The sequence below is a fragment of the Pseudomonas farris genome (genome assembly GCF_019145235.1).
GTDB lineage: Bacteria > Pseudomonadota > Gammaproteobacteria > Pseudomonadales > Pseudomonadaceae > Aquipseudomonas > Aquipseudomonas farris.
Window position 1 is genome coordinate 367731 of record NZ_JAHSTV010000003.1, and the last position, 22394, is coordinate 390124.

General features: G+C 60.0%; 15 protein-coding genes. 10 read left to right on the plus strand and 5 right to left on the minus strand.

The window, feature by feature from the left end:
• Nucleotides 1-29 precede the first annotated feature (29 nt).
• Nucleotides 30-869: a 23S rRNA (adenine(2030)-N(6))-methyltransferase RlmJ gene (locus KVG95_RS07935; RefSeq protein ID WP_008009107.1), complete on the plus strand. Its 840-nt coding sequence runs from the start codon at nt 30-32 to the stop codon at nt 867-869.
• 150 nt (nt 870-1019) lie between these two features.
• On the opposite strand, the gene msrA is transcribed toward KVG95_RS07935, so the two are convergent.
• The 5 genes from msrA to aceE all read right to left on the minus strand — a co-directional run bounded on the left by msrA (nt 1020) and on the right by aceE (nt 11074).
• Nucleotides 1020-1667, minus strand: coding sequence for a peptide-methionine (S)-S-oxide reductase MsrA (gene msrA / locus KVG95_RS07940; protein WP_030129439.1), 648 nt, complete (start codon nt 1665-1667; stop codon nt 1020-1022).
• A gap of 173 nt (nt 1668-1840) precedes the next feature.
• Nucleotides 1841-4534 carry a putative bifunctional diguanylate cyclase/phosphodiesterase gene (locus KVG95_RS07945; RefSeq protein WP_123721539.1) on the minus strand — a complete coding sequence of 898 codons (2694 nt, stop codon included), beginning with the start codon at nt 4532-4534 and terminating at the stop codon, nt 1841-1843.
• A 237-nt stretch (nt 4535-4771) separates the two neighbouring features.
• Nucleotides 4772-6169 carry an alkaline phosphatase D family protein gene (locus tag KVG95_RS07950; protein WP_217855480.1) on the minus strand — a complete coding sequence of 466 codons (1398 nt, stop codon included), beginning with the start codon at nt 6167-6169 and terminating at the stop codon, nt 4772-4774.
• 283 nt (nt 6170-6452) lie between these two features.
• Entirely contained in the window at nt 6453-8417 is a 1965-nt protein-coding gene (gene aceF / locus KVG95_RS07955) for a dihydrolipoyllysine-residue acetyltransferase (protein ID WP_217855482.1), read from the minus strand.
• Between the two features lie 11 nt (nt 8418-8428).
• A complete protein-coding gene (gene aceE, locus KVG95_RS07960; RefSeq protein WP_123358735.1) occupies nt 8429-11074 on the minus strand; it encodes a pyruvate dehydrogenase (acetyl-transferring), homodimeric type in 2646 nt (881 codons plus the stop codon).
• Nucleotides 11075-11458: 384 nt separating this feature from the next.
• On the opposite strand from aceE, the gene glnE reads away from it, so the two are divergent.
• The 9 genes from glnE to KVG95_RS08005 all read left to right on the plus strand — a co-directional run bounded on the left by glnE (nt 11459) and on the right by KVG95_RS08005 (nt 22226).
• Nucleotides 11459-14398, plus strand: coding sequence for a bifunctional [glutamate--ammonia ligase]-adenylyl-L-tyrosine phosphorylase/[glutamate--ammonia-ligase] adenylyltransferase (gene glnE / locus KVG95_RS07965; RefSeq protein ID WP_217855483.1), 2940 nt, complete (start codon nt 11459-11461; stop codon nt 14396-14398).
• 296 nt (nt 14399-14694) lie between these two features.
• The gene (gene waaF / locus KVG95_RS07970) at nt 14695-15729 is read left to right on the plus strand and encodes a lipopolysaccharide heptosyltransferase II (RefSeq protein ID WP_201061386.1); all 1035 of its coding nucleotides are present in this window, start codon (nt 14695-14697) and stop codon (nt 15727-15729) included.
• 1 nt (nt 15730) lies between these two features.
• Entirely contained in the window at nt 15731-16792 is a 1062-nt protein-coding gene (gene waaC, locus KVG95_RS07975) for a lipopolysaccharide heptosyltransferase I (protein WP_052965121.1), read from the plus strand.
• Nucleotides 16792-17913, plus strand: coding sequence for a glycosyltransferase family 4 protein (locus tag KVG95_RS07980; RefSeq protein ID WP_217855485.1), 1122 nt, complete (start codon nt 16792-16794; stop codon nt 17911-17913). Before waaC ends, KVG95_RS07980 begins: the two co-directional genes overlap by 1 nt.
• The gene (gene rfaP, locus KVG95_RS07985) at nt 17913-18719 is read left to right on the plus strand and encodes a lipopolysaccharide core heptose(I) kinase RfaP (protein ID WP_052965123.1); all 807 of its coding nucleotides are present in this window, start codon (nt 17913-17915) and stop codon (nt 18717-18719) included. Before KVG95_RS07980 ends, rfaP begins: the two co-directional genes overlap by 1 nt.
• Entirely contained in the window at nt 18719-19453 is a 735-nt protein-coding gene (locus KVG95_RS07990) for a lipopolysaccharide kinase InaA family protein (protein WP_217855487.1), read from the plus strand. The genes rfaP and KVG95_RS07990 overlap by 1 nt, the downstream gene beginning before the upstream one ends.
• Nucleotides 19450-20202 carry a lipopolysaccharide kinase InaA family protein gene (locus KVG95_RS07995; protein WP_217855489.1) on the plus strand — a complete coding sequence of 251 codons (753 nt, stop codon included), beginning with the start codon at nt 19450-19452 and terminating at the stop codon, nt 20200-20202. Before KVG95_RS07990 ends, KVG95_RS07995 begins: the two co-directional genes overlap by 4 nt.
• A complete protein-coding gene (locus tag KVG95_RS08000) occupies nt 20202-21653 on the plus strand; it encodes a lipopolysaccharide kinase InaA family protein (protein ID WP_217855491.1) in 1452 nt (483 codons plus the stop codon). Before KVG95_RS07995 ends, KVG95_RS08000 begins: the two co-directional genes overlap by 1 nt.
• Before the next feature lie 237 nt (nt 21654-21890).
• Nucleotides 21891-22226 (plus strand): YceK/YidQ family lipoprotein, encoded by a 336-nt coding sequence (locus tag KVG95_RS08005; RefSeq protein ID WP_217855812.1) that lies wholly within the window; start codon nt 21891-21893, stop codon nt 22224-22226.
• The last annotated feature ends 168 nt before the right edge of the window (nt 22227-22394 follow it).

Below are 22394 nucleotides of genomic sequence, written 5' to 3' on the forward strand. Positions count from 1 at the left end.
TAAACTTCCCGGCCTTCGCAGGAGCAATCATGAATTATCGTCACGCCTTCCATGCCGGCAATCACGCCGATGTGTTCAAACACCTGACTTTGACCCGCCTCATCGCCTTGATGTCGCGCAAGGAGCAGCCGTTTGCCTATCTCGACACTCACGCCGGTATTGGTCTGTATGACCTGCAGGGCGATCAGGCCAGTCGTACCGGTGAGTACCTGGAAGGGATCGCGCGGTTGTGGGATCAGCCGGATTTGCCGGCGCTGACTGCTGATTACATGAAGGTGCTGCACGACATGAACCCGGATGGCCAGTTGCGCTATTACCCGGGGTCGCCGGAGTTGGCGCGGCGTCTGACGCGGCCGCAGGATCGGCTGATGCTCAACGAGAAGCACCCCGAAGACGGCTTGCTGCTCAAGGACAACATGGCCGGTGATCGTCGGGTGAAGGTTCACTTGGGCGAGGGCTGGCATGTGCCGCGGGCGATGTTACCGGTGCAGGAGAAGCGGGCGGTGATGCTGATTGATCCGCCGTTCGAGCAGCTTGATGAGATGCAGCGTTGTGCGGCGTCGTTGAAAGAGGCGATTGGCCGGATGCGTCAGACGGTGGCGGCGATCTGGTACCCGGTGAAGGACCAGCGCATGTTGCGTCGTTTTTATCAGGATCTGGCCGGCACGGGCGCGCCTAAGTTGTTGCGCGTGGAATTGCTGGTGCATCCGTTGGATACGCCCAATAGCCTGAATGGCTCGGGGTTGGCGATTGCTAATCCGCCATGGGGGCTGGAAGAGGAATTGCGTGAGTTGCTGCCGTGGTTGTCCAAGAAGCTTGGGCAGACCCAGGGTGGGTGGCAGATGGATTGGTTGATTGCCGAGAGTTGAGTTGCTGATCAGATGGATTGATGGCGTCTGAAAGGACGCCTTCGCGAGCAAGCCCGCTCCCACAGGGGGCTATGTCGATCACAAGAGTGTGGTCAGGCACAGATCCAGTGTGGGAGCGGGCTTGCTCGCGAAGCTTTTTGGGGCCTGAGATCAGATCGGGCAAGTCACGCCTGTACCGCCAATCCCGCAATACCCTTCAGGATTCTTAGCCAGGTATTGCTGGTGATACGCCTCGGCGAAGTAGAACGTCGGGGCTTCTTCGATTTCGGTGGTGATGGTGCCTTTGCCGGCCTTGGTCAACTCGGCCTGGAATACTTGCTCGCTATGCTTGGCGGCTGCCAGTTGAGTCGGGTTGGTGGCATAGATCACCGAGCGGTACTGGGTGCCGATGTCGTTACCCTGGCGCATGCCCTGGGTCGGGTTGTGCAGTTCCCAGAACATCTTCAGCAGCTCTTCGTAGCTGACTTTTGCCGGCTCGTAGACCACCAGCACCACTTCGCTGTGGCCGGTCAGGCCCGAGCAGACTTCTTCGTACGTCGGGTTGGGGGTAAAGCCGCCGGCGTAACCCACCGCCGTACTGACCACGCCTTCGCGCTGCCAGAACTTGCGTTCCGCGCCCCAGAAGCAGCCCAGGCCGAAGATCGCGAAATCCACGTCGGTGACGAACGGGCCCAGCAGCGGGGCGTCGTGGACGAAGTGTTTTTCCGGCACGGTCATTGGGGTTTCGCGGCCAGGCAGAGCTTGTTCTTTAGTCGGGAGCACGTTTTTGTTCACCAGAATTTCCGAGCGCAAGACCATGATCAGTCCTCTCAGTCAGGTTGAGATGTAAATACACAGACCGTCAGTTTGCCTAATGACGCCCGGTTAAGCACTACCCAATGTGGGAGCGGGCTTGCTCGCGAAAGCGGTGTGACAGTCGACATCAATGGCGTCTGACACACCGCTTTCGCGAGCAAGCCCGCTCCCACAGGTCAGGCGATTGGGCCGCGCGGGTAGCGTTTGAGCTTTTCGATCAGCTCGGAACCCGGGATCGGTCGGTCGAACAGGTAGCCCTGGCCGACGTCGCAGCGGTGGCGGCGCAGGAAGGCCAACTGCTCGGCCGTCTCGATGCCTTCAGCCACAACCTTGAGTTTCAGGTTGTGGGCCATGGCGATCACCGCGGAGGTGATTTCCATGTCGTCCTGGTTGTCGGGGATTTCGTGGATGAAGCTTCGATCGATCTTGATGATGTCGATCGGGAATTTTTTCAAGTAACTGAGCGACGAGTAACCGGTGCCGAAGTCGTCCATCGCCAGGGTCAGGCCCAGACGCTTGAGCTGATCGAGCTGCAAGTGGGTGTCTTCGGTGGCTTCCAGCAGCAGGCCTTCGGTCAGCTCCAGCTCCAGCAGGTTCGCCGGCAGCTCTTCTTCCTTGAGGATGTTGGCGATGGACGCCACCAGGTCCGGGTCGGAGAACTGTTTGGGCGACAGGTTGATCGCCACCTGCAGATCGCCGAGGCCGGCGGCGGTCAGTTCTTTGCTCATGCGGCAGGCCTGGCGGGCGATCCATTTGCCGATCGGGATGATCAGCCCGGTTTCTTCGGCAACGCTGATGAACTGGTCCGGGCGGATCATGCCCTTTTCCGGATGGTTCCAGCGCAGCAGCGCTTCCATGCCCAGCAGGCGACCGCTGCGCAGGCACAGCTTGGGCTGGTAGAACACATCCAGCTCATTCTGGGTCAGGGCGCGGCGCAGGTTGTTCTCGACAAACAGTTTGTAGCTGGCCTCGGCATTCAGCGCTTCGGTGAACACCTGCACTTGGTGTTTGCCGTTGGCCTTGGCCTTGTGCAGCGCCAGGCCGGCGTTGCGCATCAGCGTCTGTGGGTCGCGGCCATGCAGCGGCGCGCAGGCCAGGCCCACGGAGCCGGTGACGCTGATCAACTGATTGTCGACGAACATCGGTTTGTCGAGGGTCGCCAGCAATTGGTTGGCGACCTGCTGGCCCGTCGAGAGGTCAGTGTCGTCCAGCAGCACCGCGAATTCGTTACTGGCGAAGCGCGCCAGACTGCCGCTCGGGCTCAGGCTGTTGCGCAAGCGTCGCGCCAGGCTGATCAGGAGCTTGTCGCCGGTCTGGTGGCCGAGGCTGTCGTTGATGCGTTTGAAGTTGTCGATGTCCACCAGCAGCAGGCTGATCGGCGTGTCGCTGTCTCGGGCGAAGCGTTCATCAAGGTTGCGGATGAACGCCGGGCGGTTGCCGAGGTTGGTCAGATTGTCGGTGTAAGCCAGGCGCTCGATGCGCTGCTGGGCGAGCTTGGTCTGGGTGATGTCTTCGTAGATGCCGATGTAGTGCGTCAGCTCACGGTTGTCGCCATAGACCTTGGATATCGACAACTGGCCCCAGTAGGGTTCGAGGTTTTTGCGTCGGCTCTTGAACTCGCCCTGCCAGCTGTTGCTCTTGGCCAGCGCCGACGGTGCGTCGAACAGCAGTTCGCTGAGGTTTTCCAGCGCCGGCAGTTCCGACAGCCGCTGGCCGTGGACTTCTTCGGTGGTGTACTGGGTGATCGCGGTAAAGCTTGGGTTGACGTACTCCACCACGCCGTCGCAATTGACCAGCAGAAAGGCGTTGGCGCTTTGCTCCACCGCGCGCTGGAACAGATGCAGAGCGCTGGTGGCGGTGCGGCGGTTGTGGTTGTTGATGACTTGGGCGAACTGATCCGCCAGCTCGCCGGCAAAGGCGATTTCGTCCGACTGCCAGGCCCGGGTCGCACCGATCTGCTCCAGGCAGAGCACGCCGACCACCTGACCATCGACGCGGATACTGGCGTCGAGCATGGCGTTGACATCACGCGGGCGCAGGCTTTCGGCGATTTCCCGGGTGCGTGGGTCGCGCATGGCGTTGTGGGCGTCGATGGCGCGACCGGTGTGCAAGGCGTCGAGGTAATCGGGAAAACCGCTGACGTCGATCGGCTCCGGCAGTCGGTGACCCCGGGTAACGCGGTGATAGGCGGAGATCGGCGTCAGTAGCGAGCCGTCGAGGTTCCACAGGCTGGCGCAGTCGACTTCATAGATGTCGCAGGCACTGCGGGTGATCAGCTCGGCGGCTTCTTGCAGGGAATTGTTGGTGCTGTAGCGCTGGCGGGTCAGCAGCAGAATCAGATCTTGCTGGGCGCGCACCCGGTCCAGATGCTGCAGTTGTTCCTGCTGGGCGCGTTGATTGAGTTCCAGGGCGATTTGCAGGCGTGAGTTCTGGGTTTCCAGGTCCAGCGCCGGCGTTAGCGGTTCGCCGTCGAACAGACCGTCCACCACCATCAGGTAGCCGCGCAGCAGGTGTCGATTGTGTTGTTTGTAAGCTTCGCCCAGTTCCAGCAGGCTCAGTACGCCTGCGGCAGTGTGCAAGGTGTAGCGGATCAGGTAATGCGGGCTATCGGCGAGTTGCTGCTGGATCGTGTCGTGCAGTTGATAGCGCGCTTCCGGCTCCATCAGGCTGGCATAGGGCGAGCCGACCAAAGCACAGAGCTCCACTGCCGGCAGGCCAAACTGTCGCTCGCAATTGGGGTCGAGAAACAGCAGCGCCCAGCTCGGTTCATTCAGCCGTTCGAAACGCAGCATGCCGAGCCGCGAGGGCACTGGCAACTGCGTCACTACCTCGGCCACCATACGGCTGGCGGCATCGGGTTGGCTCTTCATATGGAGGGAAACTCGCTTCGAATATGCTGATCGCGCCGGGCTCTCGCCCTCTTTACTGTTGTCTGCGGCAAGGTTGCATCATTGCGACACCGACTGACAAGAGACATGAAGGCCAAGTGCTATAAGAATATGTCGGCAGGCGCGAAGATTTCTCCAGCGAGGCGCCGAAAAGTAATGTAGTGAGTCAAAAAATCGCAGCCTTCGGCAGCTTCTGCAAGGCTGCGATCTTTCCCGGGATCAACGCAATTCTATGGATATCGACTGCAGTTGCTTGCCATCCCGATCGTGATAATTGACGCGAACCTGTTCGGCATCGACGACCAGATGCGCGAAATTATCCTGGCTGATCACCTCACTGGTCAGCTCATGCCGATAATCTCCCGCGGTCGTTCGGGCCAGCGCCTGGTCGAGAATGAAGGTCGATGCCTTGGCATACGGCAGCAGTTTGCTGTTGCACAGCGGTGAAGGCACGATGGTGTGAACTTCGAAATCCGGGTCCGCGCTGTGAGTCAGGCGACTGGTCAGCGAGCCATGGACATCGCCGGAAATGAAGAAGATGTTCTTGATGCCATACGTACGAATCGTCTCCAGCAGCCGTAGTCGTTGTTCCGGGAAAGCTTTCCAGGCGTCATCACCGTGAAGCTTGCGGTCGGGGTAGAACATGACGCTGGTGACCACGAATTTGACCCGGGCCGTGCTGTTGATCAGCCATTTGAGCAGCGCCTGTTCCTGCTCTTCATCAAGGATGCGCCGGTCGCTGGCCGACAGATTGCGTCGGGTTCGACTGTCGGTAATAAACCATTCGATATCACCCTCGGTGAATTGATACCAATAGTGCGGCAACAGCGCTCTGTTGACTTGCCCGTTGGCAAGCAGTTCATGTACGGGGCTGTGGCTGACTTGATAGAGCTCATACGCCGTCATGGCGTTTCGGTATAAGTGAACATCGCTCTTACTTGCATTGGCGGGCCAGTTGTCTTCAATTTCATGGTCATCGAGGATCATGTAAGTCGGCATGCCGGACATTAACTTCGATATATGCGGCTGAGAAAAAGCCGTGCGGTATTTGCTGAGGATGTCCTTGTATTCCCGGTCGGGGGCCACGAGGTTCAGGTCATCGACGTAGATTTGGTCGCCAGTCATCAGTATGGCGCTGATAGGCGGCTCGGCGCGTTCCGCCAGGCTTGTGATCGAGGCAAAGATCCGATCACCCAAATGCGGGGCTGAGGCAATGCCGGCGGTCATTCGCAGGTAACGACATGAGCCTGCGATGTAGGCCCGTGGCGTGGTGGTTTTGCTGGACTGCGTGCGAAAGCGGTAGATCTCCCGCGGCCATTGCAGCGGCAGTTCCTGAACCGTCTCCACGGTATGCACCGGGCTCATGGGGCTGAACCAGCCTGCCTGATATTCATAGGCGGTATCGGTGGCGAGATCGTTGAGGGCGATCACATCGGACATGTCGCGCAAGATTGTCAGTTTTGCAAATACGCCTTTTGACCAGTGTTCCTCACCGGCGCGTCGATAACGGATACCTGCAAATACCAAGGCGTTGTTCTGTGAATTACCGCGCAAGAAGATACGGGTATGATTAGTTGTAGTGTGGCCAATAATCGGGCCGACAGTCGGTTTGAACATGTTCGAATCCATTCGAAGTAATGCTAACTAAGCAGATTAAGTTGTCGAAGTTTCTATTAGAAATTCTCCTAACTAAGACTAGTTATTGGCTCGCAAAAAATATCGGGAGGAAGTGGACTCGAGTTGTAGGCGGCGTAAGCCATGAATGTAGGAATAAGGTGCAGAGGAGGGCTTTCTTCAGGGCAAAAAAAGCCCCGCCAAATTGGCGGGGTTGAGGTACGAGCGTGGCGCTCGGAAAACATGGACCGTGACTGGCCCTCCGGTGAAGGAGGGCCGGCCGGTGTTACAGCAGGATGGTGCGGATGTCCGCCAGCAGGTCGCTCAGACGCTTGGTGAAGCGTGCAGCAGCGGCGCCGTTGATCACACGGTGATCGTAGGACAGCGACAGCGGCAGCATCAGTTTCGGCTGGAAGGCTTTGCCGTCCCAGACTGGCTGGATGGTTGCCTTGGAAACACCGAGGATCGCCACTTCCGGCGCGTTGACGATCGGCGTGAAGCCGGTGCCGCCAATGTGGCCGAGGCTGGAAATGGTGAAGCAGGCGCCTTGCATGTCGTCAGCGGTGAGCTTTTTGTCGCGGGCTTTGGCAGCCAGCGCAGCGGCTTCGGCTGCCAGTTGCAACAGGCTCTTCTGGTCGACGTTCTTGATGACCGGTACCAGCAGGCCTTCAGGGGTGTCGACCGCGAAGCCGATGTTCACGTACTTCTTGCGGATGATCGCCTTGCCGCTTGGCGCCAGCGAACTGTTGAAGTCCGGCAGTTCCTTGAGCAGGTGCGCGCAGGATTTGAGCAGCAGCGGCAGGATGGTCAGCTTGACGCCGGCCTTCTCTGCAACGGCTTTCTGAGCGATACGGAACGCTTCCAGCTCGGTGATATCAGCCGAATCGAACTGAGTCACGTGAGGAATGTTCAGCCAGCTGCGATGCAGGCTCGACGCGCCGATTTGCATCAGGCGAGTCATCGGTACTTCTTCGGTTTCGCCGAAGCGGCTGAAGTCCACGACCGGAATCGGCGGGATGCCCGCGCCGCCGGTTGCGCCGCCAGCGGCCGGTGCTTCCTTGGCCTTCTGCATCATGGCTTTGACGTAAACCTGCACGTCTTCTTTCAGCACACGACCGTGCGGACCGCTAGGGCTGACCGCGCTCAGCTCGACGCCGAATTCGCGGGCCAGTTGGCGCACCGCAGGGCCTGCGTGAACCTTGGCGCCAGGCTTGGCCGGTGCAGCAGCAGGTGCGGCAGGTGCCGGAGCAGCAGGTGCTGCGGCGGCTGGAGCAGGCGCGCTAGGTGCAGCAGCGGCTGGAGCCGGAGCCGCAGCAGGCGCCGCGCCTTTGACTTTCAGCTTCAGGATCAGGTCGCCGGTACCGACTTCGTCATCCAGCTTGACGGAAACGCTTTCCACCACGCCAGCGGCAGGCGATGGAATTTCCATGCTCGCCTTGTCGGATTCCAGGGTGATCAGCGACTGGTCGGCGGTGACGGTATCGCCAGCCTTGACCAGCACTTCGATGATCTTGGCCTTGCCCGCCGAACCGATGTCCGGGACGTGAATGTCCTGAACGGTGTCGGCAACCGGAGCCGCCGGAGCCGCAGCGGCTGGCGCCGGAGCAGCGGCAGCAGGCGCAGCAGCCTGGGCTGGCGCGGCCGCGGCCGGTGCAGCGGCACCCGCCACTTCCAGATCCAGAATCAGGTCGCCGGTGCCGACTTCGTCATTGAGCTTGACGCTGATGGCCTTGACCACGCCAGCGGCAGGCGATGGGATTTCCATGCTCGCCTTGTCGGATTCCAGGGTGATCAGCGACTGATCAGCCGCGACGGTGTCGCCGACCTTGACCTGGATCTCGATGATCTGGGCCTTGCCCGACGAACCGATGTCCGGCACGTGTACTTGCTGAACACTGGCAGCAGCAGGCGCGGCAGCAGGAGCGGCTGGCGCTTTCGCGGCAGCAGGTGCAGCTTCAGCCTTGGCAGCTGGCGCAGCGGCAGCCGCAGGCGACGGTGCAGGGGCCGCAGCAGCGGCACCTTCGACTTCCAGCTCCAGCAGTTCGTCGCCTTCTTTCAGGCGATCGCCCAGCTTCACTTTCAGGCTCTTGATGATACCGGCCTTCGGCGCAGGCACTTCCATGCTCGCCTTGTCCGACTCAAGTGTCAGGATGCTCTGGTCGGCTTCGATACGGTCGCCGACCTTCACAAACAGTTCAATTACTTCACCTTCACCGCTGCCGATGTCAGGTACGCGAATGAGTTCGCTCACAGAGTGTCTCCTCAGCAGTCCAGTGGGTTGCGTTTTTCCGGGTTGATACCGAACTTGGCGATGGCTTCAGACACCACCTTAGGTTCGATATCGCCACGGTCAGCCAAAGCTTCCAGGGCTGCCAACACCACGAAATGACGATCGACTTCGAAGAAGTGACGCAGCTTCTTGCGGCTGTCACTGCGGCCGAAACCATCGGTGCCCAGGACTTTGAATTCCTTGGACGGGACCCACTGACGAATTTGCTCAGCGAACAGCTTCATGTAGTCGGTAGACGCGATGACCGGACCTTTACGGCCGTTCAGACACTCTTCGACGTAGCTCAGTTTAGGCTTCTGGCCCGGGTGCAGACGGTTGCTGCGCTCGACGGCCAGGCCATCGCGACGCAGTTCGTTGAAGCTGGTAACGCTCCACACGTCAGCGCCGACGTTGAACTGTTCACGCAGAATCTTCGCCGCTTCACGGACTTCACGCAGGATGGTGCCGGAGCCCATCAGCTGAACGTGGTGCGCCGCTTCGCGGGTGTCTTCCTCGAGCAGATACATGCCCTTGATGATGCCTTCCTCTACACCGGCCGGCATGGCGGGTTGCTGGTAGGACTCGTTCATCACGGTGATGTAGTAGAAAACGTCCTGCTGCTCTTCGGTCATCTTCTTCATGCCGTCCTGGATGATCACCGCCAGCTCGTAGCCGTAGGTTGGATCAAAGGTGCGGCAGTTCGGGATGGTGGCAGCCAGGATGTGGCTGTGACCGTCTTCGTGTTGCAGGCCTTCGCCGTTCAGCGTGGTCCGGCCAGCGGTGCCGCCGATCAGGAAACCACGGGTGCGGCTGTCGCCAGCGGCCCAGGCCAGGTCGCCGATACGCTGGAAGCCGAACATCGAGTAGAAGATGTAGAACGGCAGCATTGGCTGATTGTGGCTGGAGTACGAAGTACCGGCGGCAATGAAGGAGCTCATGGCGCCCGCTTCGTTGATGCCTTCTTCGAGGATCTGGCCCTTCTTGTCTTCTTTGTAAAACATCACCTGGTCTTTATCGACTGGCTCGTAGAGCTGGCCGACGGACGAGTAGATGCCCAACTGACGGAACATGCCTTCCATACCGAAGGTACGGGCTTCGTCCGGGATGATCGGAACGATGCGTGGACCGATTTCCTTGTCCTTGACCAGTTGCGCGAGGATCCGCACGAAGGCCATGGTGGTGGAAATTTCACGGTCGCCCGAACCGTCGAGGATAGCCTTGAGGGTATCCAGCGATGGAGTCGGAACGCTGAAGCTTTGCGCGCGGCGCTGTGGCACGAAACCGCCCAGTGCAGTGCGGCGCTCGCTCAGGTAGCGGGCTTCGGCGCTGTTTGGCTCTGGCTTGAAGAACGGCAGATTTTCCAGCTCTTCGTCTTTGACCGGAATGTCGAAGCGATCACGGAACAACTTCAGGCTGTCGACATCGACTTTCTTGGTGTTGTGCGCAGTGTTTTTCGCTTCGCCGGCACCGGTGCCATAACCTTTGATGGTTTTGGCCAGGATGACGGTCGGTTGTTCTTTGTGGTTGACCGCTTCGTGGTACGCCGCGTAGACCTTGTACGGGTCGTGGCCGCCACGGTTAAGTTTCCAGATCTCGTCGTCGGACAGATCAGCAACCATCGCCTTGAGTTCTGGCGAGTTGAAGAAGTGTTCACGCACGAACGCGCCGTCTTTGGCTTTGTAGTTCTGGTACTCGCCGTCGATGACTTCGTCCATGCGACGTTGCAAGATACCGTCGACGTCTTTGGCCAGCAGTGGGTCCCAGAAACGGCCCCAGATGACTTTGGTCACGTTCCACTGAGCACCACGGAACACGCCTTCGAGTTCCTGGATAATCTTGCCATTGCCGCGAACCGGGCCATCAAGGCGCTGCAGGTTGCAGTTAATGACAAAGATCAGGTTGTCCAGCTTCTCGCGGCCAGCCAGCGAGATGGCGCCCAGGGATTCTGGTTCGTCGCACTCGCCGTCGCCCAGGAAACACCAGACTTTTTGCTTGCCTTCCGGGATGAAACCACGGGCTTCCAGGTACTTCATGAAGCGTGCCTGGTAGATCGCCTGGATCGGGCCCAGACCCATGGATACAGTCGGGAACTGCCAGAAATCAGGCATCAGCCATGGGTGCGGGTAGGACGACAGGCCCTGACCGTCCACTTCCTGACGGAAGTTGTTCATCTGGTCTTCGGTGATGCGGCCTTCCATGAACGCGCGGGCGTAAACGCCTGGCGAGGTGTGGCCCTGGAAGTAGATCAGGTCGCCACCGTGCTCGTCGGTCGGGGCCTGGAAGAAGTAGTTGAAGCCGATGTCATACAGGGTCGCACTGGAAGCGAAGCTGGAGATGTGACCACCCAGGTCAGAATCTTTCAGGTTCGTACGCATTACCATGGCCATCGCGTTCCAGCGTACCAACGAGCGAATGCGGCGTTCCATGAACAGGTCGCCAGGCATGCGTGCTTCGTGGGTAACGGGGATCGTGTTGCGGTAAGGCGTGGTGATGGCGTAAGGGAGCTGCGAGCCGCTACGGGTCGCGAGTTCGCCCATACGGGTCATCAGATAGTGAGCACGGTCTTCGCCTTCTTTGTCGAGAACCGATTCCAGGGCGTCCAGCCATTCCTGGGTTTCGACGGGATCGAGGTCTTGCATGGCTTGCTCCAGGGCGGAAAGGCTTCCAGAATCGGTTGCCTGAGTTTGCGACTGGCCTTGTGGGCAGACGATATAAATTCTTGGATTGCCGAGAGGTATGTTCCGGCGGCGTGTAGTTTTACTACAAATCATCGGGCATTTCAGCCTTTCGAATGTATAGACGAGTAGTAAAACTACAGAAGATTGGCTTGTGGCCTCCGGCTGCGTTGTGAGAATAATCGTTAAGGTTGGTCTTTTGCCAACCAAAAAAGGTGAAGGCTTGATGATCGCTGCCAAAAATAAACAAATTCCAGCTATTTCTAACCTTTGTTCGACAGTCGGTCAGGTAGCGTATTTTCACGAATCACTACATGCAGCCCTTCACACGCCGATCAAGGATAGACCATGAGCCTCCCTTCGCTTGCCGAACTGCCCAGCGTACTCCTGCCCTTTGTCACCCGTGCCGAGCAGTCGTTCCGTACGGCCGTCGCGGTGCTTGCCGATGATCATGGCTTGTCCGCCTGGACGCCTGAGCGTTGGGCGCAATTTGCCCGTGTCACCGCGGCCAGCGACTTTGTCATTGAACAGAGTGTGCGTGACCCTTTGATGTTGCTGGAGCTGGTGCAATCCGGCGAGCTGGACCGTTTTTTTGCGCCGGGCGAGTTGTGCGCACAGATTGCGACGGCGGTGAGTACCGCTGAAACCGACGACCAACTTGGTCGCGCCTTGCGTCGCCAGCGCACACGCCAGCAAGTGCGGATTATCTGGCGCGATCTGACTCGCCAGGCTGATTTAATCCAGACCTGTCGCGACCTCTCGGACATGGCCGATGCCAGCATCGATCAGGCCTATCAGTGGTTGTATCAGCGCCATTGCCAGCAGTTTGGCACGCCCACCGGGCGACGTAGCGGCGAGCCGCAGCAGATGGTCATCCTCGGCATGGGCAAGCTCGGCGCCGTGGAGCTGAATCTGTCGTCTGACATCGACTTGATCTTCGCCTACCCCGAGGGCGGCGAAACCGTCGGTGTGAAGCGGTCGCTGGATAACCAGGAGTTTTTCATTCGCCTCGGCCAGCGGCTGATCAAAGCGCTGGACCCGATGACCGTCGACGGTTTCGTGTTCCGCGTCGACATGCGCTTGCGGCCTTACGGTTCGTCCGGTGCGCTGGTGCTGAGCTTCAATGCACTGGAGCAGTATTACCAGGATCAGGGCCGCGACTGGGAACGCTACGCGATGATCAAGTCGCGCGTGGTGGCCGGCGATCAAGTGGCGGGCGCGCAACTGCAAGAGATGCTGCGCCCGTTCGTTTACCGGCGTTATCTGGACTTCTCGGCCATCGAAGCGCTGCGCACCATGAAGCAGCTGATCCAGCAGGAAGTCCGGCGCAAGGGCATGGCCGACAACATCAAGTTGGGCTCGGGCGGCATTCGTGAAGTCGAATTTATCGCCCAGGCCTTCCAGCTGATTCACGGTGGCCGCGACCTGAGCCTGCAACAGCGTCCTCTATTAAAAGTACTGAGCACCCTCGAAGGTCAGGGTTACCTGCCGGCGGCGGTGGTCGGCGAATTGCGTGAAGCCTACGAATTTCTGCGTTACACCGAACACGCGATTCAGGCGATTGCCGATCGCCAGACCCAGATGTTGCCGGATGGTGAGCAGGATCAGGCACGCATTGCCTTTATGCTCGGGTTTGCCAACTGGACGGCATTCCACGAGCAGCTGATGTATTGGCGTGGCCGGGTGGCCTGGCACTTTGCTCAGGTGATCGCCGATCCCGATGAAGAGGCCGGCGCCGAGAGCGAAGTGGTGGTCGGCGGGGAATGGTTGCCGCTGTGGGAAGAAGCGCAGGACGAGGAAGCCGCGTGCCGTCAGCTGGAAGAAGGGGGTTTCGCCGATGCCTCCAAGGCGCTGAAAGCCTTGGCCAGCCTGCGCGGCAGTCCGCAATTGCGCGCCATGCAGCGCCTGGGGCGTGAACGCCTCGATGCTTTTATTCCGCGTTTGCTGGCTCAGGCTGTGGAGCATGCCAATCCCGATCTGGTGTTGGAGCGAGTACTGCCACTGGTGGAAGCCGTGGCGCGTCGTTCCGCCTATCTGGTGTTATTGACCGAGAACCCCGGCGCCCTGCGCCGCTTGCTGACACTGTGCGCCGCGAGCCCATGGATTGCCGAACAGATCACGCGCTTCCCGCTGCTGCTCGACGAATTGCTTAACGAAGGCCGGTTGTTCAAGCCGCCGCTGGCGCCAGAACTGGCGGCCGAGTTGCGCGAGCGTTTGACGCGGATTCCCGAAGACGACCTCGAACAACAAATGGAAGCCCTGCGGCATTTCAAACTGGCGCACCGCTTGCGCGTCGCCGCCTCGGAAATCGCCGGCAGCCTGCCCTTGATGAAGGTCAGTGATTATTTGACCTGGCTCGCCGAAGCGATCCTCGAGCAAGTGCTGGCCCTGGCCTGGCGCCAGACTGTGGCCAAGTACGGTACGCCGCTGCGCACCGACGGCAGCTTGTGCGACCCTGGTTTCATCATTGTCGGTTACGGGAAAGTCGGCGGTCTGGAGTTGGGGCACAGTTCGGACCTGGATCTGGTGTTCATCCACGACGGCGATCCGCAGGCCGAAACCGACGGGCCGAAGCCTATCGATGGCGCACAGTTTTTTACCCGGCTCGGGCAGCGCATCATTCATTTGCTGACGGCGCAGACCAACTCCGGCCAGCTGTATGAAGTGGACATGCGCCTGCGGCCGTCCGGTGCCTCCGGTTTGCTGGTGAGTTCCCTGGGGGCATTTGCCCGGTATCAGGAAAACGAAGCCTGGACCTGGGAGCACCAGGCGCTGGTGCGGGCGCGGGTGCTGGTGGGCAGTCAGGATGTCGGCCAGGCATTCGAGAAGGTTCGCGCGGCGATATTGGCCAAGCCGCGGGACCTGCCGACCTTGCGCCAGGAGGTCAGCGAGATGCGCGCCAAGATGCGCGATAATCTCGGCAGCAAGAGCACGGCGGCGGGCACGGCGGCAAATGCCTTCGAGGCCACGGCGCCGTTCGATCTCAAGCAGGACGCCGGAGGTATCGTCGATATTGAATTTATGGTGCAATACGCGGCTCTGGCATGGTCTGAGGCGCATCCGTCGTTACTGCGCTATACCGACAATATCCGCATTCTGGAAGGGTTGGAGGAGGTCGGGCTGATGCCCGCCGAAGACGCCAGCCTGTTGCGTGAGGCCTATAAGGCCTATCGCTCCGCCGCTCACCGGGAGGCCTTGCAGAAGGACGCCGGCGTGATACCGGGCGACCAGTTTGTGGATGAACGACTGCAGGTAATGCGGATCTGGCGCGAGCTGGGGTTAAGCTGAAACTGGATATTTGCAACACCTGATACCCAATGTGGGAGCGGGCTTGCTCGCGAAGGCGGAGTGTCAGTCACTACTGATATTGAATGTGACGGCCCCTTCGCGAGCAAGCCCGCTCCCACAGTAGATCTGCAGTGTCTGGTAGATTGAGGCAGCTAAGCTGTATCGCATGGATGCGCACAAAATTGATCCGACGAGCCCCAATCGGCTCGTCCAAATGACCTGACGGTTCACCCCGAAGGTGCTGGATTCTCGAGGCGGGGAGGCGTATGCCTCCCCGGCTCGTTTTTGGAAACCACATGAAAATTCTGATCGTTGGGCCCAGTTGGGTCGGTGACATGGTGATGGCGCAGACACTTTTTCAGTGTCTCAAACAACGCCACCCGCAATGCGAAATCGACGTGCTGGCCCCCGAGTGGAGCCGGCCAATCCTCGAGCGCATGCCCGAAGTACGCCAGGCCTTGAGCTTCCCGCTCGGCCATGGCGTGCTGGAGCTGGCGACGCGTCGGCGCATCGGTAAATCCCTGGTCGGTCAGTACGACCAGGCCATCCTGCTGCCCAATTCCCTGAAGTCGGCACTGGTACCGTTTTTCGCCGGTATCCCGAAACGCACCGGCTGGCGTGGCGAATTCCGCTACGGCCTGCTCAATGACGTGCGCACGCTCGACAAAGAACGTTACCCGCTGATGATCGAGCGCTTCATGGCCCTGGCCTTTGAGCCCGGCGTCGAGTTGCCGAAGCCGTATCCGCGGCCGAGCCTGCAGATCGACCCGGTGACCCGCGACGGCGCACTGGCCAAATTCAGTCTGGCCCTCGACCGTCCAGTGTTGGCGCTGTGCCCCGGCGCCGAGTTCGGCGAGTCCAAGCGCTGGCCGTCCGAGCACTACGCGAAGGTCGCCGAAGCGAAGATCCGTGAAGGCTGGCAGGTCTGGCTGTTCGGCTCGAAAAACGATCATGCGGTCGGCGAAGACATTCGCGCGCGACTGATTCCCGGTCTGCGTGAAGAGTCGGTGAACCTCAGTGGCGACACTTCTCTGGCCGAGGCCATCGATCTGCTGTCCTGCGCTGATGCGGTGGTCTCCAACGACTCCGGCCTGATGCACGTGGCCGCCGCGCTGAACCGCCCATTGGTGGCGGTATACGGCTCGACGTCGCCGGGTTTCACGCCACCATTGGCCGAGCACGTCGAAATCGTACGCCTGGGCATCGAATGCAGTCCGTGCTTCGATCGCACCTGCCGTTTCGGTCATTACAATTGCTTGCGCCAGCTCATGCCGAAGGCAGTGAACGAAGCCTTGCAGCGGTTGCTGGGCACTGTGGTCGAGGTCAAATAGTTTGCGGGTACTGTTGATCAAGACTTCTTCGCTGGGCGACGTGATTCACGCGTTGCCAGCGTTGACCGACGCAGCGCGGGCGATCCCCGGCATCACGTTCGACTGGGTGGTGGAAGAAGGCTTCGCCGAGATTCCGACCTGGCACCCGGCCGTGGGCAAGGTGATTCCGGTGGCGATCCGTCGCTGGCGCAAGAACATCTGGCAGACCATCAAGAGTGGCGAGTGGAAGCGCTTCAAACAAAGCATTCGCGCGACCAAATACGACTTGGTGATCGATGCCCAGGGCCTGCTGAAAAGCGCGTTGCTGACTCGCTACGCCAAAGCCCCGGTGGCCGGGCTGGACAAGAACTCGGCCCGCGAACCGATCGCCGCGCGTTTCTATTCCCGACGTCTGGCCGTGGCCCGTGGGCAGCACGCGGTAGAGCGCGTGCGTCAGCTGTTCGCGGTGGCCCTGGGTTACGACCTGCCCAAAGGCCTGGGCGACTATGGTCTGAACGTCGAGCGACTGGTGGAGTTGCCGCGCAAGAATCCGTACGTGGTGTTTCTCCATGGCACCACCTGGGACACCAAGCACTGGCCCGAAGCCTATTGGCGCGAGCTGGCCGAGCGGGTGGGTTACCTCGGCGTGGCGGTGAAGCTGCCGTGGGGTAATCCGGTCGAAAAGGCCCGCGCCGAGCGCATCGCCAAAGACATGAAGCACGTCGAAGTGCTGCCCAAGCTGAACCTGGCGGGTGTCGGCAAAGTCCTGGCCGGAGCGCAAGCCTGCGTGGCGGTGGACACCGGTCTCGGTCACCTCGCTGCGGCGCTGGATGTGCCGACCCTGTCGCTGTTCGGCCCGACCAACCCGGGCCTGACCGGCGCGTACGGCAAGTCGCAGATTCACATGGCCAGTGACTTTCCCTGCGCGCCGTGCCTGCAAAAGAAATGCACCTATCAACCGACGGCCGACGATGCCCGTCGGTTCGACCTGAAACGCGAGTGGCCCCTGTGCTTCACGCGTCTGAATCCCGAGCGTGTCGCGAGCCGACTGAGCACGTTGTTACTGGCTGAGGAGCTGCGCTGATGCAATTGGCATTTGTCCTGTACAAATATTTTCCGTTTGGTGGCTTGCAGCGCGATTTCATGCGCATCGCCCAGGAATGTCAGCAGCGCGGCCATCAGATTCGCGTCTACACGCTTATCTGGGAAGGCGATGTTCCGCCGGGTTTCGAAGTGCTGGTGGCACCGGTCAAGGCGTTCTTCAATCATCGGCGCAACGAGAAGCTCACCGAGTGGATGGAGGCCGATCTGGCCAAGCGTCCGGTGGACCGCCTGATCGGTTTCAACAAGATGCCGGGTCTGGACGTTTACTACGCCGCCGACGGCTGCTTCGAAGACAAGGCGCAGAACCTGCGCAACTCGCTGTACCGTCGCTGGGGCCGCTACCGGCACTTCGCCGAGTACGAGCGCGCGGTGTTCGCCAAGGATGCCAAGACCGAAGTGCTGATGATTTCCGAAGTACAGCAGCCGCTGTTCATCAAGCATTACGACACGCCGCTTGCACGCTTCCATTTACTGCCGCCGGGTATCTCTCAGGACCGTCGCGCACCGGCCAATGCCGCCCAGATCCGTGCCGAGTTTCGTCGCGAATTCAACCTGAAAGATGATGAACTGCTGCTGGTGCAGATCGGCTCCGGGTTCAAGACCAAAGGCGTGGACCGCAGCCTCAAGGCACTGGCCGCCTTGCCCGCCGAGCTGAAAAAGCGCACCCGGCTATTTGTAATTGGCCAGGACGACCCCAAAGTATTCCAGTTGCAGAGCGCCACATTGGGGCTCGGCGACAACGTGCAGTTCCTCAAGGGGCGCAGCGATATCCCGCGTTTCCTGCTCGGTGCCGATCTGTTGATCCACCCGGCGTATAACGAAAATACCGGGACGGTGCTGCTTGAAGCCGTGGTGGCCGGCTTGCCAGTGCTGGTGAGCGCGGTGTGCGGCTATGCCCATTACATCGCCGAGGCCGACGCCGGTCTGGTGCTGGACGAACCCTTCGATCAGGCGCAACTGACGCAGTACCTGACCGGCATGTTGAACGACGCAAATTCACGGGCGGCCTGGAGCCGCAACGGTCTGGCTTTCGCCGAGACGGCCGACCTCTACAGCATGCCGCAACACGCGGCCGATGTGATTCTGGCGGAGCACGCTTAATGAAGTTGATGCTGGCTGAACCGTTCAAGAGCCTCTGGGCCGGACGCGACCCGTTCGCCGAAGTCGAGGGTCTCAAGGGCGAGGTGTACCGCGAGCTTGAAGCGCGCCGGACACTGCGTACCGAAGTGGACGGCCATGGGTTCTTCGTGAAAATCCACCGTGGCATCGGCTGGGGCGAGATCTTCAAGAATCTGCTGACCGCCAAGCTGCCGGTGCTTGGCGCGGGCCAGGAGTGGGAGGCCATTCAGCGCCTGCAAGAAGTCGGGGTGCCGACCATGACCGCCGTCGCTTACGGCGAAAAGGGCAGCAACCCGGCGGACCAGCATTCGTTCATCGTCACTGAAGAGCTGGCGCCCACCGTCAGCCTCGAAGATTTCAGCATCGACTGGGTCAAGCAGCCGCCCGAGCCAAAGCTCAAGCGCGCCTTGATCGCCGAAGTCGCGCGCATGACCGGCATGATGCACCGCGCCGGGGTCAACCACCGCGACTGCTACATCTGCCACTTCCTGCTGCACACCGACAAACCGGTGACAGCCGACGACTTCAAGCTGTCGGTGATCGATCTGCACCGTGCTCAGACCCGTCCGACGATTACCCAACGCTGGCGCAACAAGGACCTGGCAGCGCTGTATTTTTCGGCGCTCGACATTGGCCTGACCCGTCGCGACAAACTGCGTTTCCTCAAGGGGTACTTCCAACAGCCCCTGCGCCAGATTCTGGCTGAAGAAGCGGGGCTTTTGGCATGGCTCGAAGGCAAGGCCAACAAGCTCTACGAGCGTAAACAGCGATACGGGGATGCGCTCTGATGTCGGGTTGGACACTGGAACCTGCTTACAGCAATCTGGCAGAAGACTTCGGCAGTCTTGACGCGGTGTTCGCGCTCGAGGGTGAGCGACTGACCCGCGATCCATTGTCCGAGGTCATTCGCGTCCAGCGCAGTGGCGTCAATTATTACGTCAAGCGTTACGTCGGCGCTGGCAAAGGCCTGCGCCGTTACTTGGGCAAGCCGCGGGTGAAAGCCGAATGGCAGAACCTCAAGCGTTTTGCCAAGTGGGGCATTCCTACCGCCGAAGTAGTGGCCTGGGGGTTGGAGCGGCGCGGCGCGGCATACGATCGTGGGGCTATGATCACGCGCGAGCTGCCCAATACCGAAGACTTGTCGGCTTTGGCTGGTCGACATGATCCGAAGCTGGCGGATCGCGCCTGGGTCGACAACATCAGTCGACAGCTGGCGGGCTATACCCGGACCATGCACGACCATCGTTTTACCCATAACGATTTGAAGTGGCGCAACCTGCTGATCGACGATGAGCCCCGGTTGTTTCTGATCGACTGCCCCAACGGTGATTTCTGGCGTGGCTTCTGGCTCAAATACCGGATCACCAAAGACCTGGCTTGTCTGGACAAAGTGGCCAAATATCACCTGTCGGCCACCCAGCGTCTGCGCTTTTACATGCAATACCGCCAATGCACCCGGCTCAATGCCGCCGACAAGAAACGGATTCGGCACGTGGTGAGATTTTTTGAGGGACGCGAATGACTGATTTTCTGGCTGCTGAAGACCGTGCGCTGCTTGAGCGTCATGGCCTCGGCACCTTCGACGCGCTCTGGGCCAAACAGCTCGAGGCGGTGGATGAACCCAATACCGCCGGTGAGGGCTGGAGCAGTGTGTTTCGGCTGGAACTGGAAGGTCATGGCTACTACCTCAAGCGCCAGAGCAACTACTTGACGCGCACATGGCATTCACCCTTTGGCGAGCCAAGTTTTGCCCGTGAATTTCGCAACATCAGTCGTTATCAGAAATTGGGTGTTCCGGCGCTGCAGGCGGCATTTTTCGGTGAGCGCAAAGTCGATGGCGAAGTCCGGGCGATTCTGCTGACCCGCGCGCTGGACGGTTGGGATGACCTGGATTCGCTGTTGCAGCGCTGGTCGGACCTGAGCGCGGCGCAGCACTCGGCGATTCTGAAAGCCTGTGGGCAACTGGCGCGACGCCTGCACGAGGTGCGTCAACTCCACGGTTGCTTTTATCCCAAGCATATTTTTCTGCGGGCCACCGGTGACGGCTATCAGGCTCAGTTGATCGATCTGGAAAAAACCCGTCCGCTGTTGTTCGGCCAACGTGATCGGGTCAAAGACCTGGAACCGTTGCTGCGTCGGGCGCCGGAATGGAGCGAAAGTCAGCTGCGCGAGTTGTTGGCGGTTTATCTGGATCAACCATTGAGCAGTTCGTTGGTGGACAGTTGGGTATCGCGCCTGAGTGCGCGGCGCAGTCACAAGGAGGCGCGTTGATGCGTTTGTCCGAACTGAAACACGCCGGCCGCAGCCCAAGCCTGCCGCTGAACATTCCACTGGCCGATGCTGCGGGGCCTGCGGAGTTACAACTGCTAAGTCTGCTGCGAGTGCTGCCAGGCCAGCGTTACGTTGGTGCCGGAGTCTGGCGCGGCCGGCCGGTGTTGGCCAAGTTGCTGGTCGGCGGTAAAGCAGCGCGGCACTTTCAGCGTGAACTGGACGGCGTGCGTTTGCTCGCCACTCAGGGGCTGACTACGCCATTGTTATTGGCTGATGGCCTGAAGGACGGCGAAGGCGGCTGGTTGTTGTTCGATTTCCTTGAAGGTGCCGAGAGCCTGGGAGACGCCTGGAAACAGGTCGAACACTTGCCCGTGTTGGCGGATGAACAATCAGCGGTGCTGGCCGAGGCCTTGGGCGCGATCGGTCATCTGCACAGCAAGGGCTTGTGGCAGGAAGACTTGCACCTGGACAACCTGTTGCGCCATGGCGGTCAGTTGTATTTGATCGATGGCGCCGGAATCTGTGCCGAGACGGCTGGCAAGCCACTGTCGCAGCAGAAAGTCCTGGAAAACCTCGGGGTGTTTTTCGCCCAGTTGCCCAAATCGCTGGAACCCTTCACCGAAGAACTGCTGGTGTATTACCTGCTGGGAAACGGCGAGCATGCCTTGCCCATGGAAGCGTTGCAGAAGCAGATCGACAAGGTCCGTCGCTGGCGTTTGAAGGATTTCCTGATCAAGGTCGGCCGCGAATGCACGCTATTCAGCGTCCAGCGCGGAGCGTTCGGCTTGCGGGCGATTCGCCGTGAGGAAGAGGCGGCGATGTTGCCGGTGCTGGAGCAGGCCGATGCCTTGCTCGATCAAGGCCATCTGTACAAGACCGGCGGCGCGGCGAGCGTCGGCAAGGTCGAAGTGGCTGGGCGCACATTGGTGGTTAAACGCTACAACATCAAAGGTTTTTCCCACTGGCTCAAACGTTTCTGGCGCCCGAGCCGCGCCTGGCACTCATGGCGAGAAGGCAATCGTCTGGCGTTCCTGGGTATTGCCACGCCCAAGCCACTGGCATTACTGGAGAAGCGTTTTCTCTGGCTGCGCAGCCGGGCATACCTGGTGACCGAGTATTTGCCGGGGCCGGACATCATCGAGCGATTTGCGCCGTACGTGGAAAGCGGCGAAGCACCGGAAGCTGAGTTGCAGGCTCTGGATCACCTGTTCGCCGAGCTGATTCGCGAGCGGATCAGCCATGGCGATTTCAAGGGTCATAACCTGTTCTGGCAGCAGGATCGCTGGGCGCTGATCGACCTGGATTCGATGTGTCAGCATGGCTCGATCAGTAGCTTTGCCCCGGCGTACGCGCGGGATCGGGCGCGATTCATGCGTAACTGGCCTGAGAGCAGTGCGCTGCATCAGGTGATTGACCAGCGTTTGCCCAAAGATATCTCTAGCGCTGCCTGAATCGGGTCTTCGACCCTTTCGCGAGCAAGCCCGCTCCCACAGGTTCAGTGGTGTGCATAAGTTTTGTGTGCGGTGCGATCACTGTGGGAGCGGGCTTGCCCGCGATGGCGCCAGATCAGTCCCCTGAGATCTAGAGGACAAGTTCTTATGAACCGTCCTACATGATCTACAGACCCCGTGAACTGTGCCCTGAATAGCCACGATGCTAGTTTGCCTGACGTTCTCGGAGGGCAGATTTTGACGATAAAAATGGCTGTGTTGCTGAGCACTTTCTCACTGGCGCTATCCGGTTGCGGGACTGCAGTCACGGTGTTGCAGGATGACGAGGAAGCCGCCCGTGGCCTCAGAAAGCAAAAAACCTACTGCCAGTCCATCCCTCGCATCTACAGCGGTCTGGCCCACGACTTTTGTCTCCTGCATGCGCCGCCCGATCCCACCGGTATTCTGGTGCCGTTCGTGTTACTGGATCTGACTCTTTCGGGTGTCTTCGACACGATATCCCTGCCCTATACGGTTTACCGGCAGGCTACGGATGGCAATATCAGGATTTACTGGCGTCCGGGTCGCGGATGAGCGACGGCGAACGCCTGGGCTCGACGTCATCTGCACGGCGCTGAGAAGGGCAGGCTCATTCCCGCCACGTTTACGCTATAATCCCGCCCTTTAGCTGTCTCTCGCCCCTTGCGAGGGCACATTAATTTTTGAGGCGCGTTGCGCCTGCATGCAGACTAAAGAGGCTAG

Excerpts from the sequence above, each read along its gene's own strand:
- KVG95_RS07935 (WP_008009107.1), top strand. The coding sequence starts at position 30 with ATGAATTATCGTCACGCCTTCCATGCCGGCAATCACGCCGATGTGTTC.
- msrA (WP_030129439.1), bottom strand. The coding sequence starts at position 1,667 with ATGGTCTTGCGCTCGGAAATTCTGGTGAACAAAAACGTGCTCCCGACT.
- KVG95_RS07945 (WP_123721539.1), bottom strand. The coding sequence starts at position 4,534 with ATGAAGAGCCAACCCGATGCCGCCAGCCGTATGGTGGCCGAGGTAGTG.
- KVG95_RS07950 (WP_217855480.1), bottom strand. The coding sequence starts at position 6,169 with ATGTTCAAACCGACTGTCGGCCCGATTATTGGCCACACTACAACTAAT.
- aceE (WP_123358735.1), bottom strand. The coding sequence starts at position 11,074 with ATGCAAGACCTCGATCCCGTCGAAACCCAGGAATGGCTGGACGCCCTG.
- glnE (WP_217855483.1), top strand. The coding sequence starts at position 11,459 with ATGAGCCTCCCTTCGCTTGCCGAACTGCCCAGCGTACTCCTGCCCTTT.
- waaF (WP_201061386.1), top strand. The coding sequence starts at position 14,695 with ATGAAAATTCTGATCGTTGGGCCCAGTTGGGTCGGTGACATGGTGATG.
- KVG95_RS07980 (WP_217855485.1), top strand. The coding sequence starts at position 16,792 with ATGCAATTGGCATTTGTCCTGTACAAATATTTTCCGTTTGGTGGCTTG.
- rfaP (WP_052965123.1), top strand. The coding sequence starts at position 17,913 with ATGAAGTTGATGCTGGCTGAACCGTTCAAGAGCCTCTGGGCCGGACGC.
- KVG95_RS07990 (WP_217855487.1), top strand. The coding sequence starts at position 18,719 with ATGTCGGGTTGGACACTGGAACCTGCTTACAGCAATCTGGCAGAAGAC.
- KVG95_RS07995 (WP_217855489.1), top strand. The coding sequence starts at position 19,450 with ATGACTGATTTTCTGGCTGCTGAAGACCGTGCGCTGCTTGAGCGTCAT.
- KVG95_RS08000 (WP_217855491.1), top strand. The coding sequence starts at position 20,202 with ATGCGTTTGTCCGAACTGAAACACGCCGGCCGCAGCCCAAGCCTGCCG.